General features: G+C 42.5%; 14 protein-coding genes and 1 rRNA gene. 9 read left to right on the forward strand and 6 right to left on the reverse strand.

Features of this window, described 5'->3' with window-relative positions:
• Positions 1-64, reverse strand: a 16S ribosomal RNA gene (locus G626_RS0104650); the annotation flags it as partial.
• Between the two features lie 332 nt (positions 65-396).
• On the opposite strand from G626_RS0104650, the gene G626_RS0104655 reads away from it, so the two are divergent.
• Positions 397-2,979, forward strand: a complete 2,583-nt coding sequence (locus G626_RS0104655; RefSeq protein WP_022931625.1) for a homocysteine S-methyltransferase family protein — start codon at positions 397-399, stop codon at positions 2,977-2,979.
• 58 nt (positions 2,980-3,037) lie between these two features.
• On the opposite strand, the gene G626_RS15425 is transcribed toward G626_RS0104655, so the two are convergent.
• Both G626_RS15425 and G626_RS0104665 read right to left on the reverse strand, forming a co-directional pair.
• Positions 3,038-4,342 carry an ABC transporter substrate-binding protein gene (locus tag G626_RS15425; RefSeq protein WP_022931626.1) on the reverse strand — a complete coding sequence of 435 codons (1,305 nt, stop codon included), beginning with the start codon at positions 4,340-4,342 and terminating at the stop codon, positions 3,038-3,040.
• On the reverse strand, positions 4,332-5,621 hold the full coding sequence (locus G626_RS0104665; protein WP_022931627.1) for an aminotransferase class I/II-fold pyridoxal phosphate-dependent enzyme: 1,290 nt from the start codon (positions 5,619-5,621) through the stop codon (positions 4,332-4,334). Before G626_RS0104665 ends, G626_RS15425 begins: the two co-directional genes overlap by 11 nt.
• 107 nt (positions 5,622-5,728) lie before the next feature.
• Between G626_RS0104665 and G626_RS0104670 the strand changes: the two genes are divergently transcribed.
• The 6 genes from G626_RS0104670 to G626_RS0104695 are packed head-to-tail and all read left to right on the forward strand — an operon-like array spanning position 5,729 to position 12,965.
• A complete protein-coding gene (locus G626_RS0104670) occupies positions 5,729-6,724 on the forward strand; it encodes an AAA family ATPase (protein WP_022931628.1) in 996 nt (331 codons plus the stop codon).
• A 46-nt stretch (positions 6,725-6,770) separates the two neighbouring features.
• The gene (locus G626_RS0104675; protein ID WP_022931629.1) at positions 6,771-7,673 is read left to right on the forward strand and encodes a DUF58 domain-containing protein; all 903 of its coding nucleotides are present in this window, start codon (positions 6,771-6,773) and stop codon (positions 7,671-7,673) included.
• A 10-nt stretch (positions 7,674-7,683) separates the two neighbouring features.
• Positions 7,684-8,577 carry a hypothetical protein gene (locus tag G626_RS0104680; RefSeq protein ID WP_022931630.1) on the forward strand — a complete coding sequence of 298 codons (894 nt, stop codon included), beginning with the start codon at positions 7,684-7,686 and terminating at the stop codon, positions 8,575-8,577.
• Positions 8,570-11,050 (forward strand): VWA domain-containing protein, encoded by a 2,481-nt coding sequence (locus G626_RS17835; protein ID WP_022931631.1) that lies wholly within the window; start codon positions 8,570-8,572, stop codon positions 11,048-11,050. Before G626_RS0104680 ends, G626_RS17835 begins: the two co-directional genes overlap by 8 nt.
• Entirely contained in the window at positions 10,999-12,390 is a 1,392-nt protein-coding gene (locus G626_RS0104690; RefSeq protein WP_022931632.1) for an SH3 domain-containing protein, read from the forward strand. Before G626_RS17835 ends, G626_RS0104690 begins: the two co-directional genes overlap by 52 nt.
• Before the next feature lie 11 nt (positions 12,391-12,401).
• On the forward strand, positions 12,402-12,965 hold the full coding sequence (locus tag G626_RS0104695; RefSeq protein WP_022931633.1) for a Smr/MutS family protein: 564 nt from the start codon (positions 12,402-12,404) through the stop codon (positions 12,963-12,965).
• 13 nt (positions 12,966-12,978) lie between these two features.
• On the opposite strand, the gene G626_RS0104700 is transcribed toward G626_RS0104695, so the two are convergent.
• The 3 genes from G626_RS0104700 to aroA all read right to left on the reverse strand — a co-directional run bounded on the left by G626_RS0104700 (position 12,979) and on the right by aroA (position 16,634).
• A complete protein-coding gene (locus tag G626_RS0104700; RefSeq protein ID WP_022931634.1) occupies positions 12,979-14,007 on the reverse strand; it encodes an endonuclease/exonuclease/phosphatase family protein in 1,029 nt (342 codons plus the stop codon).
• 115 nt (positions 14,008-14,122) lie between these two features.
• Positions 14,123-15,295, reverse strand: coding sequence for a DNA adenine methylase (locus tag G626_RS0104705; RefSeq protein ID WP_231365104.1), 1,173 nt, complete (start codon positions 15,293-15,295; stop codon positions 14,123-14,125).
• Positions 15,288-16,634 carry a 3-phosphoshikimate 1-carboxyvinyltransferase gene (gene aroA / locus G626_RS0104710; RefSeq protein ID WP_022931636.1) on the reverse strand — a complete coding sequence of 449 codons (1,347 nt, stop codon included), beginning with the start codon at positions 16,632-16,634 and terminating at the stop codon, positions 15,288-15,290. The genes G626_RS0104705 and aroA overlap by 8 nt, the downstream gene beginning before the upstream one ends.
• 40 nt (positions 16,635-16,674) lie before the next feature.
• On the opposite strand from aroA, the gene G626_RS0104715 reads away from it, so the two are divergent.
• Both G626_RS0104715 and G626_RS0104720 read left to right on the forward strand, forming a co-directional pair.
• A complete protein-coding gene (locus G626_RS0104715; protein WP_022931637.1) occupies positions 16,675-18,333 on the forward strand; it encodes a hypothetical protein in 1,659 nt (552 codons plus the stop codon).
• A 21-nt stretch (positions 18,334-18,354) separates the two neighbouring features.
• Positions 18,355-19,431 carry an MraY family glycosyltransferase gene (locus tag G626_RS0104720; RefSeq protein WP_022931638.1) on the forward strand — a complete coding sequence of 359 codons (1,077 nt, stop codon included), beginning with the start codon at positions 18,355-18,357 and terminating at the stop codon, positions 19,429-19,431.
• The last annotated feature ends 33 nt before the right edge of the window (positions 19,432-19,464 follow it).

Raw genomic sequence — 19,464 nt, forward strand, 5'->3', positions numbered from 1 at the left:
CGACTTGCATGCTTAAGACGCGCCGCCAGCGTTCGTTCTGAGCCAGGATCAAACTCTCCATGATTATTTCAATAGCCCGAAGGCTAATGATTTCATAAACAGTTCAATTCCCAACTATTATATTAATTAAGTTGAAATTGATTTTAGGTCAGTTTTATAAAAACTGATAAAATGTAGTCAATTGCTTACAGAACGAAACCAGCGATTTCTCGCTTATTTCGTTTTTAGAACCTTACTTGTTCTATTCTTTCCTTCCCTGTTATGTCAAAAAACTGTTTTGCTTTTGTCGCTCTGTGTTGCGACGGTGAAAATGAATATATATCTAAAACAAAAACTTGTCAACAGAATTTTTCATTTTTTTTGATTTTTTTTTAAAAATTTTATATAATTTTTTTCATGAAAAAACTTTGTGATATTTTAGGAAAAGAACTTTTATTTTTTGACGGCGGAACAGGTACTGTTTTACAGGGCATGGGCCTAAAGCCAGGTGAACTCCCTGAAACCTGGAACATAAAATACCCGGACCGCATTGTGCAGCTGCATTACAATTATTTTGCAGCCGGCTCTAATATTGTAAACACAAACACCTTTGGAGCCTTTATCACAAAGTTTCCGCTGGAGCTTGAACGCCTTATTACAGCTGCTATTGATAATGCCAATGCAGCCCGCGACAAGATTCTGGCAGAAAACCCGAACGGCAATTACTATATAGCCTTTGACATTGGTTCCTGCGGAAAACTGCTCAAGCCAATGGGCGATCTTGATTTTGAAGACTGTGTAAAACTTTTTAAGAAAACCTTTAAGGCTGCCTTTGATAAAAAAATCGATTGTGTAATGATAGAAACAATGAACGACGGCTATGAATCTAAGGCTGCCGTTCTTGCTGCAAAAGAAACCATGGAAGAACTGGGAATTGCCGAAGGTACTCTCCCAATTATTGTAAGCAACGTTTACGACAAGGAATGCCGTACTCTAAGCGGTTCCTGCCCTGAAACAATGGTTGCCATGCTGGAAGGTCTTGGAGTTTCTGCGGTTGGTGTAAACTGCAGTCTTGGTCCTCTGGAAATGAAGCCGACTGTTGAACGCCTTTGCCGGGCAGCAAGCGTGCCGGTGTTAGTAAAACCTAACGCAGGTCTCCCTAAGGTTGTAGATGGCAAAACCGTTTTTGATGTTAAAGCACCTGAGTTTGTTGAAGCAATGAAGGAGCTTGCTGCCCTGGGACCTATGATTCTTGGCGGCTGCTGCGGAACTACACCGGAGTATATTAAGGGGATTGCGGAAAATGTGGTTTCGATACGGCCTGCGGCCTACTCAACCACCGGTAGTGACGGAGAGGCGGTGGTTGAGTGCCCGCAAAGCGGGTGTATCGAAACCACCGTTACCGGAGGCTGTATCGGCTGCGTATCTTCAAACACAAAAGTCGTATACTTTGGCGGACCTAACAGACCGGTTCTCATTGGTGAACGAATTAACCCGACCGGAAAAAAGAAGTTTAAGGAAGCCCTGCGTGCAGGAGACATTCCTTACATTATTCACCAGGGAATGGAACAGGAAGAAGCCGGAGCCCAGGTACTGGACGTAAACGTAGGTCTTCCTGAAATTGACGAAAAAGAAATGATGCTACGCGTTCTCGAAGAACTGCAGAACGTAACTACCCTGCCCCTTCAGATTGATACAACCAAGCCGGATGTTATGGAGGCAGCTCTGCGCCGATACAACGGAAAGGCAATGATAAACTCTGTAAACGGCAAGCAGGAAATTATGGATACTGTATTCCCGCTTGTAAAAAAATACGGTGGCCTTGTAGTTGCCCTTACTCTGGATGAAGACGGTATTCCTGAAGACAGTGCCCGCCGTGTAGAGATTGCTAAAAAGATTTACAAAGAAGCAGAAAAATACGGAATTAAAAAATCTGACATCATCATAGACCCTCTTGCCATGGCTGTTAGCTCAGACTCACGAGCCGGCATTGCAACAATGGAAACTGTCCGTGCCATTCACGAAATGGGAGGACTTACAAGTCTTGGTATTTCAAATGTTAGCTTTGGCTTACCACTCCGCGAATTTGTAACTGCAAGTTTCTTTACGCTTTGTATGGGGGCGGGACTTTCTGCCGCAATTATGAATCCTCTTCAGGGAGAAATGATTAAGGCATGGAGGTGTTACAACCTGCTTTCGGGCCGCGATGAAAACTGTACGGATTATATTGAGTGGAGCACGGTGGAAGCAGAACGTCTTGCCAACATGGTGGTTTCGACAGGCTCAACCACCGGCGGAAATGCCGGGGGCGTTGCGGGGGTGTCCCCCGCTGGAGGGGGTAGCGAGCAACGAAGTGCGAGCGAGGGGGAGGCTTCCCCCACCTCTAGTTTAAGCAATGCAATTATCCACGGACTTAAGACAGATGCCGCTGCCGCCACCCGTGAACTTCTCAAAAGCACCGAATCGCTGACAATTATCAACGAACACCTTATTCCGGGACTGGACTACGTTGGAAAGCGATTTGAGAAAAAGACCATGTACCTGCCCCAGCTTTTAATGGCGGCAGAGGCGGCTAAGGCGGCTTTCGGCGAGATCCGTGAGTTTATGGAGAAGTCGGGAAAGAAGGGTGCACCTAAGGGAAAGATTATTATCGCAACTGTAAAGGGCGACATTCACGACATTGGCAAAAACATTGTGAAGGTTCTGCTGGAAAATTATGACTTTGAGGTAATTGATCTGGGCAAGGACGTGCCGCCGGAAGTTGTTGTTGAGGCCTGCAAGAAGGACCACGTTATGCTGGTAGGCTTGTCGGCTCTTATGACCACGACGGTTGCCGCAATGGAAGAAACAATCAAGCTACTGCGAAAGGAATGCCCATGGGCTAAAACCTGCGTTGGCGGCGCTGTAATGACTCAGGAATATGCCGACCAGATTGGCGCAGACTTTTACGGTAAGGATGCTATGGATACCGTGAGATTTGCGCTGGAGATGTTTAAGTAGATTGCAAACATGTTACACTGGTGGTTTCGATACGACCTGCGGCCTACTCAACCACCAGTTAATCAAAGACTTTTTTACGCCATTCCTTTTCAAAATCCTGAAGGGATGGTGTTGTCTCTCCATCTGCCATTGTGATAACTGCTTTTATATAAGGCTCAACAACTAAGGTACGGTAACTTTCCCAGCGGGCAGGCAGCATCTGTGGCACTGTAAGCATTTGAGACGGCGGCAGATTTGTAAGCAGCTGATTATAATAAACCGGCAGAACATGTTCGGTAACATCGCGCAGTGAAGAAAAACCACCCGCAATTCCAAACAAATCCGTTTCCAGATGCATGCCCTCTTTTGTTTCAAGAATGTTTTTCTGATTTTCTGACTGGAAGAACCAGGAAATGAATTCCGTTGCTCCAACCTGATTTCTGGAATCCTTATAAATTCCAAGCATGGTCAGGGAGTCTTCGATATAGATTGAATTATCTTCAACTACCCATCGGTAGTCTATGGACAAATCCTGTTCTTTAAGAATCTTAAAAAGATTGTCGCTTGTGGTATAGGCATATAAGGTTCTACCCGAAGAAACCTGACGGTAATAAGGCATGAAAAGATATTTGAAAGAAAAATCCTCTTCTATCTGCGGGGATGTATTTTCTTTGTAAACCCAGTCGCGCAGCATTGTCGACGCATTTAAAAGAGACTGATTGTTACAGACAATTTCTCCCTTACCTTCCCGAAAATCGGTTCCTTTCATTTTTGCAACAAGATATAAAAACTCATCATTGCCTAAAGGTGTAAAACCAATTTTTGTATAGGCGTCTTTTTTATTTTTCTCATTAAAAGCAGATGCCGTCTGCCGGATCTCTTCGAGTGAAAGTGTATAATTTTCCGGAATGAGATCTTTGTTATCAGTTGAAAAAACAACTGCCGGAAGGTTAAAGCTTACCGGCAAAAGATATTGAACTTTTTTACGTTTTCCGGAATCCAGCAGTTGGGGATAAAAAACTTCTGAAGTAAGTCTTTTTGTATCAAAAAGATAATCAAGTGACTTAAAGCTTTTTTGAGGAGATTCAGTTCGAAGCCAGGAACCGACAATTATATCCGGCGGATTTTCATCTTTTGCAGGAGGCAGGGACAAGGCCGGATTTTCTTTATATACAAGAATGGCACAGTTATCGCTATGCTGGCGGTTAAAAAGCTCTATATATTGGGCAAATTCCCGGCAGCTGGTCCATATTACAATTCGTTCCTGCTGATATACAGTACGGGCATTCTGCCGGCCGTTTTTTGAACAGCCGGTCAGCATGACGCCAGCGCAAAGAAATATAGTAAGAATAAAAACAGAAGGCTTCAATTTTTTACAATGCATCAGCTACATTATAAATGCTTGTGTAAACTGAATCAATCTTATCTTCATCAATACTTGAGAAAGCTACACGAAGTGTGTGAGGGTCAATCTGAATAATTCCGATACCGTCTTTCTTGAGAAGTTCTTTACGGATTTCTTCAGCCTTGCCTGTACTTACGTGGAAACTCATGAAATATCCTGAGTTGAAAGGAAGCGGCTCAAGAACTTTTGAAGTATGTGTATTTACAAATTTGCGTACAAGGTCGTAACGGCGCTTGAGCATTTTGCGGCATTCAATCTTCTGTTTGTTGTGGGCATCATCCTTAAGAGCATGCATTACAAGGCTCTGAGATGGAGTTGAAGAGCAGGAAACTGAAGAACGGATAGCAGCCATAAACTTTGTTACAAGTGCTGTGTACTGGGCATCTGTGAGGCCTTTTGAAGCAAAGGTTACAAAGCCTGCGCGGAAGCCCCAGGCGAAGTCTTCTTTTGTAGGACCATCAGCCTTGATTGCAAGTACATTTTCGTGAAGGTCTGCCATATAAGCAAAGAGTGACTGAGGTTCAATATCATCTTCGTAGTTGAGTCCGAAGTAAGCATCATCAGAAAGAACAAGAACCTTTTTACCAGATTCTGCAATTTCACGAACAATGCGTACAATTTCTTTTGCTTCATCCTTTGTAGGACTGTAGCCTGAAGGATTCTGAGGGAAGTTGAGGATTACGCGAACTGAACCGTATTTTTCTGCGTCTGCCTTCATTTTTGCTTCAAGATCTTTAATATTAAACTTTCCGTTTTCAAAGCACTTGAACTGATGGAACTCAGCACCACGGCGGGCAGCTGCAATCAGTTCGTAGTTATCCCAGCAAGGGTCTGCTGCGAGAAGCGGCTTATCTACATCAACAAAAAGATCGCTTACATAAGAAAGAACAGCAGTAAGTCCTGGTACCAGAATAGGCAGTGAGAACTGCTTGTTCTTAAGCGATGGATTTTTTTCTATGATTTTTTCTTTCCATAAAGCACGAAGATCCGGATTACCGGCAGTTTTTGCATAAGCAACAGTTTCGCGCGGAGTGAGTGAAGGCATGTTCTTTTTATAAGAATCAAGCTCGATTGGTGTGCCCTGTGCAACTGCCATACCGATTGTACCGTTTGCGAAGTGAGCATCTTTTGCGGCTTCTCCACCCTGAGAAATAATTCCGTTTGGGAAATAAAGGCGCTTTCCCATATCCGACATGAGGGCGTCTACTACTGAACCTGAGAGGGTATCATTCAATTCTTTTGCTAATGGATTAATCATAATGCCCTAATTATGCGAATTTGTTCATTCTTAGTCAATGATTATGCATTTTTTTTGTATATTTATGCATTTGTAACGTAGGCAAGTTTTTGATATAATCTAGGGCTATGAATAATGAAATTGTACATATAATAGAAAACTGTCACTCAGAGGCAGCAAAGCGCCTTGTTGGACAGGAACAGCTTGTTGATGATATTTTAACTGCTTTTATCGCAGGAGGTCATGTTCTTCTGGAAGGTGTTCCTGGACTTGCAAAAACTCTTGCAATTAAAACTGTGGCAGAAATTCTTGGTCTTGATTTTAAGCGTATTCAGTTTACTCCGGATTTACTTCCTGCTGATGTTACAGGAACTTTAATTTATGAACAGAACACCGGAAGCTTCAGCGTAAGAAAAGGACCTGTTTTTGCAAATGTAATTCTTGCTGATGAAATTAACCGTGCACCTGCAAAAGTTCAGTCTGCCATGCTGGAAGCAATGGAAGAAAAGCAGATTACAATCGGAGAAGAAACCTATAAGCTTCCGGATCCATTCTTTGTTCTTGCTACCCAAAATCCGGTTGAACAGGAAGGAACCTATAATTTGCCTGAAGCCGAGCTGGACCGTTTCTTAATGAAGCTTGTAATCTCTTACCCTGCTGCAGACAACGAAATTAAAATTGTACAGACTGCAGGCAAAGCAGCTTATGTACCGGTTAAAAGAATTGTTCAGCCGGCTGATATTACTACACTTAAGGCTGCAGCAGAAAAAGTTACCTGCGATGAAAAACTTGTTGAATACATAGTTTCTATTTTGACTGTTACACGTCCGGAAAACTCCAAGCGTCAGCAGGCCGGCCGAACTCTTGTAAATACTGCAAACACAAACGACATTACACGTTACATTCATTTTGGTGCTTCGCCTCGTGCGGGTATTGCCATGCTGCAGTGTGCAAAAGTTCATGCAATGTTTGCAGGCCGCGACTTTGTTTTACCGGAAGACATTAAGGCTGTTGCCCTCAATGTTCTGCGCCATCGCCTTGTTCTTTCTTACGAAGCTGCAGCAGACAATGTTACAGCTGATGATATTATCACAAGAATTCTGGACTTTATTCCGGTTCCGTAAGAGATGCTGAAACAAGTTCAGCATGACGCTTTTTGAGAAAAAAAACATGTCTAAACGATATCTTGCAAACAATGAATCTCTCATAAAAAAAGCTCTTTACCTGAGGCTTATGGCAGAAGATATTGCCGACGGTATGAAAAGCGGCAACTTCCGCTCGCTTTACCGTGGACAGGGAGTTGAGTTTGCTGGTGTTCGTGATTATATTCGCGGAGACGACATACGTTCTATCGACTGGAACGTAACAGCCAGAATGGGGCGGCCTTACATCAAAGTTTTCGAAGAAGAACGCGAATTACAGATTTTTCTCATTGTAGACTCCTCGCGATCCATGCAACTTGAAAGTTCTGCAGACCGCCGCACAAAATACGCCGCAGCGGCAGAGGCGGCCGCCCTCGTGACCATAGCCGCAGAACTAAACGCCTGCCCGGCCGGAGCCGTAATTTTCGACGGCTCAATTCATTTTTCCTGCGAACCTTCTCTCGGTAAAGAAAAGGCAATGCAGATACTGAACCATCTGGACAGGCTGCCGGCAGCTCCTGCAAGCGGTTCAGTGCTTCCAAATGCAATCACCGCAGCGGCTAAAGTACTCCGCAAACGAACTCTCGTTTTCCTCCTTTCGGATTTCCGCAGCGGCGGCTGGGAAAAGCCACTTATCAACCTGGCCCAGAAAAACGATGTAATTGCCATAAACCTTCACGACGCCAGCGACGAGGAGCTTCCTTCTCTTGGAACAGTTACCTTCCAGGATGCCGAAAGCGGACTTAAAATGTCTCTTCCTTCTTCATCACCTGCCTTCAAAAAAGAATGGCGGAACTATAACGAAATGAACCAGAACCGCTGGCAGGACTTCTGCATTAAGCACGGAGTTATGCCGGTAGTACTCGATACCAAAACAGAACCTGTTCAGGTGCTGAATCAGATTTTTGCGCGCAAGGCCCGCATAAGGTAAGGAGAAAGTAATGCCTACAATTTCACCACAGCAGATTCTCATGCCTAAAAAAGTTTACATCGGCGACACAGCAGAATTACGCTGCACCTTTAACAGCCCCAATCAAACTCTTAAAGACCTTACCTCGCAAGGCACTGCCAGACTACCGTTAGTTAGTCAATCTTCTTCAGAAGAATACGTAATAAAAGACATTACCCTGGCCCCTGCCGGTATAGATTTTTATCAGCTTACAATTACATTTGTACCCTGGAAAACCGGAGAACTCCTTTTTCCTCCAATGGAAATTGAAGGAAGTGAAACAATTCTTGAATTTCAGCCCATACAGATTGTCTCTTTAATAACTGCAGAAAATGTTTCTACCACAAGTCTGCACGATACGGCAGCACCACTTCTTTTGCCGGGCACTGCATACAAACTTTACGGCAGCCTTGCTGCAATCATCCTTATTCTGATTATTCTTATCAGGCTTTTTGTAAAACGTAAAAGCCTGATCTTTTACATAAACAATAAACGTCTGCTTAGAAAATATAAGAAAAATAAAAAGCAGACAAAAAGAGCTTTGTTCAAACTTGCTGACACTGCAGCCGATTCAGACTTCACTGCAAAAAACGCAGCAGAAAGCCTGCAGAAACTTTTACGAAATTATCTGGAAGTACGCTTTGATTATCCTTTTACCCGTACTGTTACTTCTGAAATTATGGCCGGCTGGCAAAGTGTTACAGGTGGTCTTGCATCAGGAAAAAAGGAAGAAGCCTTTGAAGAAATTGCCGCCTGTTTTATCCGCACAGATTTCATTCGTTACAGCAAGGACGGCACTTTTGAAAAAGATGAATTAGTAAATCTTATTGAAAAACTTATCATAAACATTGAAATTCTTGAGTCAGAGGAGGAAACTCATGCCTAGTTTTGAAAATCCTGCAGCCTTTTTTCTCCTGATTCTTATTCCAGCCCTTTTTATTTTGAGGCATTTTAAAATTTTTAACCGCATCTCTTTCCCTGCAGTTCTTGCAGACTGGGAAGGAAGGCATTTTGAGTGGAAGGGTAAAACTCAGAAATTTCTTTCTGTAATTTCCAGCATATTTTACATTCTTGCTTTTTTAATTTCTGTATGTGCACTGGCTGCTCCCGTTATCTCAAATCAGGAAAAGTTTTACACATCTCTTGGAACTGACATTATTTTTGTTCTTGATACAAGCCCCTCTATGTCTGCAAAAGATGTAGACGGAGGTCAGCGTCTTGAAGCTGCAAAAAATGCAATTTATATGCTGACTAATAAAAATGACGGCAGCCGCTATGGTCTCGTTGGGCTTGGCAGCAGTGCCGCCGTTCTGGTTCCTCCGACCAGTGACCAGACTTTCTTTTCTGCAAGACTTTCCCAGATTACTGCCGGTGCCTTTGGAAACGGTTCTGCTATAGGCGACGGCTTAAGCACTGCTGTATGCCACCTGGTTTCTTCAAGTGCCCAGAAAAAGTGTATTGTTCTTCTCACAGATGGTGAAAATAATGCCGGGGAGATTCATCCGGAAACTGCAGCCCAGTTAGCCGCAGATAACAAGATTACAATTTATGTAGTGGGAATCGGTTCTAAGGGCAAAGTTCCAATTGAATACACAGACCCGATAACAGGTCGTCTTTATTCAGGTTATCTTGATTCAAACTTTAATCCTGCATCCCTAAAAAAAATATCAGCCATTGCAAACGGAAGATATTTTGAAGCCCTTACATTAAATGAACTTTCAGATATTTTGACTACAGTTTCAAAAACCGAGGCTGTTTCTCAGACCTTTACCTACCGCACTGTAAACAATCTGTATTATAAACAGTTTCTCTCTTTAGCAATTCTGTTATTTGTAATGGCCTGGTTTATAAAGCGGGTCATCTTAAAAGAAATGAGCTGCTTCCGTTATAAAAAGATTTTATTTGTACGCTCGGGCTGTCTTGCCTTGGCCTTTATCTTCCTTCTGCTTGCCCGTGCCGGCCTTACCTGGGGCACCTACCTTGTTCCGGTCCAGAAATCCGGACACTCTGTTGCAATGGTATTTGATATTTCCAACAGCATGCTGGCAAAGGATTGTCCAGGTAATACCAGCCGTCTTGAAGCATCTGCTCTTTATGCAAAAAAACTTCTTTCAAAAATGGAAGAAATCCCAGTTTCTGTTGTAATTGCAAAGGGAGACGGAATTGCAGCCATTCCTCTTACAGATGATTCTGCCATGGTTGAATCTTTACTTGATGTTATGTCTCCGGGCCTTATGACGGTTCCCGGCACAAGTATTGGTAAAGGCATTTTAAAAGCAAAAGAATCCTTTAATACAAACTTCTCTTCTGCCGGAAGAATCTGGGTATTCACAGATGGTGAAGAAACAGACGGTCAGCTTTCCTCTGCCCTGCTCGAATGTCAGAAAGCTGGTATTCCGGTAACACTTATCGGCTTTGGTTCTGAAGCTGAAACTCCGGTTTTAACAGGTGACGGAAAAACTCAGGTTATGACAGCCCTGCGCCGGGACCGTCTTGAAAAAGCAATTTCTGAGGCTTCTATCCGCTTCCGTTTTTTCAACAACCACGAGAATCTTTTATACATCAATTCTCAGGAAAAGGGCTCTGCCCTTAAACTGCTTTCGCAGCTTCGCTTTGCTACAACAGAAAACCTTATAACATCTTATGAAGTAAAGCCCGTTCCCCGCTATAAACTATTTCTTTCTTTAGCAGCAATCTTTTTAATTCTCAGCTACGTAGCAACTGAATTTAATTTTGCCCGTTTCTTTGTAGCTAAGAACCTTAAGCCGGCAGCAGCCACCTTCACTCTTATCACTCTGATTTTTACCGGCTGTTCTTCTGAAACTGCTAACATTCTCAAGGGCACAATTTCATATCAGCAGAAAAAATACAGACATTCTGTTTCATGCTTTATGGAAGCCTCAGAAAGTGCAGCTGCAGATTCAGATCGTCTTACTCAAAGCTATGCTCTTTATGATCTTGGAACCGCTTACATTATGCTTGGTGAAGATGACGCAGCCCTTGAACATTTTAAATCAATTGCGGAAGATGCACCTGACGCAGTACGCTACTCTGCTTTTTATAATGCCGGTATTCTTGCCTGGCGTAATTCTGATTTTGAAGAAGCAAGAGATTATTTCAGAAAGGCTCTGGAAATAGACAGCAGCAAAATGGATGCAAAAATCAATTTTGAACTTTCCATGCAGCAGAGCCAGGCAAAAGGTAAACAGAATCAGAGCAATCAGATTCAGGCCTCTCAGGAGGAAGCTTCACCTCAGAATCTTGAACAGGCAGTATTCCAGCATATAAAGGAGAATGACCAGAAACAATGGAAAAACAGCGAAACCAGCGACTCATCAAATCTGTCAGAAGATTTCTAATTACTCTCTTTATTTTATTCTGTACTACTGCTGCTTTTGCACAAACACTTACACTTGAGCAGATAAGGCAGCTGAGATTTGTCCCGGAAGAGGGGCAGAATCTTTTTTCAAAAACAGACTTAAAGTTTACAGTAACAATTCCAAATGTAAGAGCATCTCAGGTTCAGGTACTCGCAGCTACACAAGAGCAGGACATTACCTTCCGTACAATCCGTAAAACCGAAGACTATAAGCAAAATGGAACAACAATCGAAGTATGGTATAATTTTGCTAAAGAAGGACACTATACACCTTCCCCTCTTCCCGTGATGATTCAAAACCGCAGAAGAACAATTTCCTTTGAGCCGGTTACTGTAACTCCAGATCCGTCAACTATGAATCCTAGAATTGTTGTAGAGTTCGAAGACGGCACAAAAATTTATTCGGATGATTTATATAACACAAATCCTGTTTTACAAATTCCTACAGGAAAAAAAATAAGATTGACCGTAAACCTCCAGTATGCAACTCAGCTGACTCAATTCAGCTGGGACCTTCCAAAGAATTCAATTTTTACCTGTATTGATGAATATGAATTTACAGAAGCCCGCATACGTGAACGTGTTTACTCTCACACCCTTATTCCTGTAGCATCTTTTGAATGGACAGGCCTTATTGCCGGTACACAGAAAATACCAACATTTCGACTTTTTGCTGTCGGCTACAAAGGTTCAAGAATTGAACTGCGTATGCCGGGCTTTTTGATTGAATTTACAGAAAGCGATGAAAGTCTGGAATCAGAAAATGAGGATGACATTTTTTCTGCAGCCTTTTTCCAGGAGGAAGATGAAAAGAAAAATCCAGAAGTTACTCCACTCACAAAAGCAGAATGTCAGACTCTTGCTGATTATTATACAAGAGAGCATAACGAATTCCTGCTTTATCCTAAAGCCAGACAAAACCGTATAAATTATGAAGAATCCTGCGGACTTGTAGTTTCTCACAATCCGATTTTTCCTTCGGTTCTTCTTTATATCGCTATAATCATCATTATTACTTCTATTGTTTTTATGATTATTGCTATCAAAAACAAACATAAAATCCGTACTCTTATGTTTATTGTTCTTCTTGTCATTGGAATTGCAGTTATGATTTACTGCGCTGCGCGAAAGAACGAACGCTATGGAATCTGTAAAGGCTGTAAAATCTATTCCATTCCTCAATTAAACGCAGAATCAATTTCTGAAATCTCAGCCGGCAGCAGGGTCCGGATTCTTGAAAGTACAGGCAAATGGTATTACATTGAAGTTGGAGAAACAGGCGGCTGGTGTAATACAGACGATATTTGCGTTATACGTTAAGGGGCAACAATATGGACATGGGCGACATTCTCAATCAATGGGATAATTACCAGAAAAATCAGGTAAAAAAACAAAAGGAAAGCGGCAAAAATCAGGTATCTCACAAAAAGGCAAATGCACCCACCGCAGAAGAAAAAGCCCGTGCTGCTGAAAAAGATTTTGAAGCAAAGCTTAAAGCAGATAATTCAAAACAGATTAATCCTATGGAACTCTGGCTCCGCCGTTACGGAACAATTGATAAAGACAAGCTGGCAGAAGAACAGGAAAGCCGTTCAAAGCTATATGACAGAAATTACCTTCTTAACATGCAGCCGGAAGCAAGACTTGATCTTCACGGGCTGCATCAGGACCAGGCCCGGGAAAGTCTTGACCGTTTTATCACAGACTGCAAGGCCAGGGGCTTACGAAAGGTTTTGATTATCCACGGCAAAGGCATTCATTCTCACGGCTCAGATCCTGTACTTGGTGAACTCGTCCGCCGTTTTATTGAGCAGGACAAACGCTGCGGCACTTCCGGCCATCCTAAAACAAAGGCAGAAGGCGGAAGTGGAGCTACCTGGGTTTTACTCAAATAAATTTATATATCAGCTAAAGACTTATTACACATTTTAACGGCAGATGATCGGAACAACCTTCTCCGGTAAATATTTTGTAGGCAGCAGGTATTCCTTCTTCATCTGCCACAGGGGAATCTGTAACAGTCGAAAACGAAGAAAAATCTGCCTGCCCGGCAAGCATTATATTATCAATTCTTTCCCAGCTATCATTATAATAATAGCTGCCGCCTTCGCTTGCAAACTTTCCATCAGACCGAAACCAGGGAGAATATACTTCGACATTACCAGAGGCACCCCTTAATACAACATTTGTTTTCTTTCTGTCTTTTGTAAAAAGAATAAAATCTTCTGCGCTTCTGTTAAAATCTCCGCACATAAGCGCCGGCCTTCCAGAGTCCTGATTAAGCAGCAGGTTCTCTGCCAGCGTAAGTTCCTGCCAGTCGCGCCAGATTTCACTTTCATCCTGGCCTCCCGATTTAGACTTCCAGTGATTAACAAAAAGTTCTAACTCATGATTCCCCGCAATTACCGTAAGCTGCATTACAGGTCTTGCAGAAGGCTGGGCTTCTGTCTGAGTACGTATATCCAGACTATGACATCTTAATTTTACAAGTTCATATCTTGAAAAAACAGCACAGCCTATTGCACTTCCGCTTTCTTTTGCAAAACAGGTGTACTGCCAGTTTTTCTTTCTTTCCCAGGATCCGTCTGCAAGAAAATTTGCAATGTCCTGAACTACATCCGCATTTTCGATTTCTTCCATCACAAAAATATCAGGATTTAGCGAAGTCATTACATCACACAGTTTATTAAGTCTTTGTATGTATTTTTCCTTTGTCCAGCGTTCAGAGTTTTTAAAATCCTTATATTCACATCCGCTTGTAACTGCATCAAAAAATGTCTGAACATTCCAGCAGACAAGAGAGATATTTAATTTTCCTGCAAGTGCCGCATCTGTCTGACCGCTTCTCTTAAATGATGAATCTTTTACAAACTGATTTTTACAGCTGCAGGAGAAAAAGCTTGCGGCCGCCAGCAATAACAAAATCCACTTTCTCATAGAAAACCTCCTTTATAGTTCCCTATGTTAAAATAGATTTGATATGTCATTTTTGACACTTTTTTGAGAAAAATCTTTTATATTTTTGATTTTTACAAGGATTTATTAATGATTTTTACAAGGTCTTTTCTACAAGGAAAAGAAATTCCTTAACATGGATTTCGCGGCCACTTAAATTACGGGAACCTCTGAAGGCATTATAATCAGCTTCCAGAACTTGAACCTTACCGCAGGAGCTAAGTAATTCAATCATTTCTTCTTTAGAAATAAAGCCTTCTGAGTTAAAGGAAACAAGAACATAACGGGCTTTTACATTGCGGACAAGCTCTGCAAAAACTTCTGCTACACGACGTTTTTTATTGTAGTCGGAACGATTCCAGTCTTTTGGAATTCCTGAAACACGACTGATATTATCTGAGTCCGGTCTTTTATAATCTGCAATCAGATTGAGCATAAAATAATTTGAACCGTAAGGATGCTGATTATATGGCGGATCAAAGTAAGCTAAATCAAATAGTCCGTCTCTGGTAAAAGCCTTATCATAAAGGGCCGGGTCTTCAACCAGACTATTTGCATCACTGCTGAAAACCCGTGACTTACATTCAAATTCAGAAAAGACAGGAAAAGGCAGTTGTATTTTTCCACGGATTCTTGAAAGGGCATTGCGGCCATTTCCCCCGAACTGACCGGTACCTGTTTTTGAGTTTTTATAAAAGCCCTTGAAAATGCCTGCTGTATTTGCATGAATAGAAGCTTCGGAAAGTAGGGGTGCAATAAAAAAATCCCGGAGCTCAGGGGCCACCTCTTTTTCTATAAGCTGGCGGGAAAGGTCAAGATATGCTGCATTGTAAGGAGTGTAAAAACAGCGTTCCCCTTTTTCAATCTTTTCTTCGCTGGCAGGAGCATAAAGCTCTGAAATAAAGCCAGAGCCCTTAAAACCTGAAGAAGATTTTTCAAGGGCAGCCAGGCGGCGGTCTATTTTTTTGCAAAGATTTTCATGAAGCACATGCAGCTGTTCAATATCAATCTGAGATTTATTACTGAGATAACAGCGGTTGATTATACCTGAATAGTTTTCAAGATCATTCACAGTAATGGCACTGGCAAACTGCTTGAGGTAGCGGCTGACAATGCCGCTCCCCGCAAAAACATCTAAGCAGGTAAGTTTCGATTTTCCAAGCCGGTTCTGCACCTCGCCCACTGCAGTACCTATAAAATCAAGAAGCGCACGTTTGTTGCCAATATAAGTAATGAGCTGACTCTGCAGAAAGTCAGGATTTTCACTCAACTTCAAAGCCGGCTCCAATATCATTCATAACTTCAAAGAATTTAGGGAAGGTTATGCTGCACCATTCTGCATCGTTTACTGTAACCGACTGCCCGGCCGCCAAACCAAGCCCCAGACAGGCAAGCGACATTACTATACGGTGGTCTTTGTAAGATTCAACTTCTCCGCCATGCAGACTTTTGCCGCCGTCACCATAAACAACAAGGCGGTCGCCCTCATCAACAATCTTTGCACCAAGCTTTGTAAGTTCGCTGGTCATTGCCTTAATGCGGTCCGTCTCTTTTTTGCGGCAGATATCAATATCAGTAAATACTGTTTTTCCTTCGATAAAGCAGGCAATAACTGCAAGGGCGCAGATTGCATCCGGGAAGGCAGACATTTCTACTGTAAGCCGGCCGTCAGGTAAGCCGGCAGTAGTCAAAACTTTTCCGCCCCTCACAAGGAGTTGTCCCTCTTCACGGCGCCATTCAATATCAGCGCCAACCGACTGAAGCACTTCTACAATCTTATCATCACCCTGGCTGCCGGAACCGTCTATATTATCAATAACAATCGAACTGCCGGAAATTAAAGCCGCAATCAAAGGAAAAGCCACTCCCTCCCAGTCGGAAGGAACGGCACGGTCAAAGGCCTTAAATGGAACAGGACCAGTTACGGAGATGTGCTTAAAATCCGGGCTGATTTGAACAGGCACTCCCAGGCTCTCCAGCCAGAGCTTTGTCATTGTAAGATATGGAGTTTCCTTAGGATTTGTAAGCTCCATTTTTAGAGTTCCCTTAAGGCGAGAAGCGGCCATCATAAAACCGCTTATATACTGAGAGAGTGCGCCCTCGGTAACGAGAGTTTTATTTACATCAATTGGACCGCAGAAAGTAAAAGGCGGAGTTGTTCCCTCTGAACCATCAGGGCCTTTATTAAGACTGCGTCCCTTTGCTCCAAACTGGCAGAGGGCATCAATCAGATGATTTACAGGGCGACGGCAGATAGACTCATCGCCGGTAAAGGTACACTGGCCCGGCAGGGTTGAAAGCACTGGGCAGAGAAAATACATAAGAGAGCCCGAGTTTCCTACATCAATCTGGTCTTCCGGCAAGTGAAGATTCTTTCCGGCACCTTTTACAGTCCACACTCCGCTGTTTTCATCACCAAAATCTACATCAGCTCCAACCTTGCGCACAGCGGCCGCAGTTGAAAGACAATCGTTACTTGGAAGTGGATTAGAAATATGTGAAGTGCCGTCTGCCATTGCGGCAAGAATCAGGGCACGTATTGTATGACTTTTTGAACCCGGAACAGTAATATGTCCAGCCAGAAGAGACTTTTTTGATATAGCTTTCATAGGACTTCATTTTACATTATTTTTCTGATAAAATAAAGTTATGACAAAGAGAGCTGTAATTCACGTTGAAAACACAGAAAATCTCGTAGAGTTTGCCGAATTTCTTGTTTCAGATGGCTGGACAATTCTTTCTGCAAACAAAACAGAAGAAATATTAAGAAAGCAGAAAATTCCTGTAACAAAGGAAGCTGCCCTCTCGGAAAACAATATGTTCATGGCCGATACCTCCCGTCTCATACGAAAGGTTATGATGACCAAGTATCATGAAGAGGATGAGCAGTATATTTCACACCCGGATGATGAAGAAAACAATATTTTCATAGTTTGTATGAATGTTCTTCCAGTAATTAATCCTTCTATAGTTTCAAAGCAATTCGACAATCAGCTGTGTCCAAAAAACTTTTTTGTAACATCACTTCTTCGCAATGCTTTCAAGAATTATGAAAATCTTTTAATCCTTACAGATCCGGAAGATTATAAAGAAGCCATGATTCAGCTGAGAACAGGAAGTATTTCCCTGGAGTTCAGAACTTATCTTGCAGCAAAGGCCCTTAATCTTGTTTCTGCTTTTGATGCAGGTCTTTCCGCTTCTATTTTGCAGAGCCCGCAGTATAATCAGCCTTTTATGAATTATATGATGCTGCCTTTTAAACGTGAGCTTCAGCTTCACAGCGGAATGAATGCCCAGCAGGCTGCCTTTCTTTATAAATCACCTGGAGAAGAAGGCTCTCTCGGAAACTTCTTAAAATATCAGAATAAAGATTTATCTTACACTCTGGTAAATGATATTTCTTATGCCTGGCGCCAGATAAACACTCTTTTTGCCCTGCTTAAAGACCAGCTTACTGTAAAGAGTACAAACAGCGACGGTTATGAATTTACAACTCAGTTTACTCCGCTTACCGGAACTGTATTTTCACTGGCTGTAAAGTTTGGAACCATTCTTGGTGCCTCTCATGCAACAAATGTCCTTGATTCCTTTAAGTCTACCTTTACTTACGACGCCATCAGTACAAGAGATGTTGTATTTGCCTGTTCTGCCGTAATTAACGGAGAGGCCGCCGAAGAAATTCTTAAGGGAGATTTTGCCGCCATTGTAGCACCAAGCTTTACTACTGAGGCAAAACAGATTCTTTCCAGAAATAAAAAGACAAAGCTTGTTCCTTCAGCAAAAATTACAAATATTAATCTTGAAGCCCGCTTTATAAACGGCGGTATACTGGTTCAGACAAAAGACACTACTCTATTTAATCAGTGGAAGGTTCGTACAAAAAACAGACCTTCTCAGATTCAGACTGATGAAATGGTTTTCGGTATGCTTCTTGCAATGGGAGCCCGTTCTTATTCTGCAATTCTTTTAAAACAGAATTCTATCTGCGGAATAGCCCAGGGCTGTACATCCGTAAAGAGGGCAATAGACGGTGTCTGGTTTGAAGCCCTTAAACACACGGAGCGTGCCAGCGGACTTCCCGGCGACGACTTCCGTCTGAACCATGATATTGATAAAAGTAACCTGGGAGAGGTTCTGGTTTGCGATGCAGCAATTCCTTTTGGAGAATCTGTAAAAATGCTGATAGACAGCGGTGTAAAAGCGATTCTTCAGACAGGCGGTACTTCTTCCGATGATGAGTTTATAGATTATTGTAACGAGCATGGTGTTGTCATGGTTTTTACAGGTATGACACATCTTTCATTTTAACAGTATTTATCGAGGTTTTTTATGCTTTACCATCTTGGTCAGTTTCTTCAGCAGTATTGGGGTCCTGCACGACTCCTTACATCTTACGCAGTACTTATTACCCTTGCACTTTATCTGGGCTTTATTCTCGCCTATAAACTGATTCCAAAATTCTACAATGTACTGCCTCATGACAGAGGCCGCGAATTCACTCTCAAGGATAATGCAGAGGCTGCTAAAGGAAAGCCAACCGGAACAGGTGTGGTTTTCATTTCTATTTTTGTTGTATTATGCTTTTTGATTTGTCCTATGACCTGGACCCGTGCTTCAATTGTTCTGCTTACCTGGATTACAATGCTCACAGGTTATCTGGACGACCGTTCTACCGACAGCTGGGGTGAATATCTCAAGGGTGCCCTGGATTTAATCATCAGTGTAGTAACAGCCTTTATTCTGTATTTTTCTTTCAAACAGCTTTCACCTGATGGAATTGTCCGCTTCTGGCTTCCTTTCTTTGCAAATGAAATTGCAGTGAACCCGATTGTTTATATCGTAATCTGTACAATCATGCTCTGGGCTTCCATTAATACAACAAACTGTACAGATGGTGTTGACGGGCTTTCTTCTACCCTCGTTCTGATTGCACTTTTAACACTTGGAATTTTCTTCTACTTTGTTCTTGGCCACAAGGATATTGCAGCCTACCTTCTGATTCAGCACCTTCCTTCCGGAGCAAACTGGGCTGTTATGCTTATGGCAATGGCCGGAGTTGTAATGGGTTACCTCTGGCACAATGCCTTCCCTTCTCACTGTCTTATGGGAGATGCAGGAAGCCGCGCCCTTGGTTACTTTATCGGCGTTGGTGTAATGGTAAGCGGAAACCCATTTATTATTCTTGCAACCTCATCAATCATTCTGATTAACGGCGGTATGGGTCTTCTTAAGGTTTTCCTGCTCCGCTTCTTTAAGATTAAGATTTTTGAAAATATCAGATTCCCTCTGCACGACCACATGAGAAAGAACCGCGGCTGGTCACCAACCCAGGTTCTCCTCAAGTTTATGATTCTTCAGCTGCTTATCACCTGCACAATTATGGGTGTATTCCTGAAGGTAAGGTGATTTCGATACGCCCGCTTCGCGGGCACTCAATCA

The organism is Treponema bryantii NK4A124 (assembly GCF_000421345.1).
GTDB classification, from domain to species: Bacteria; Spirochaetota; Spirochaetia; order Treponematales; family Treponemataceae; genus Treponema_D; species Treponema_D bryantii_B.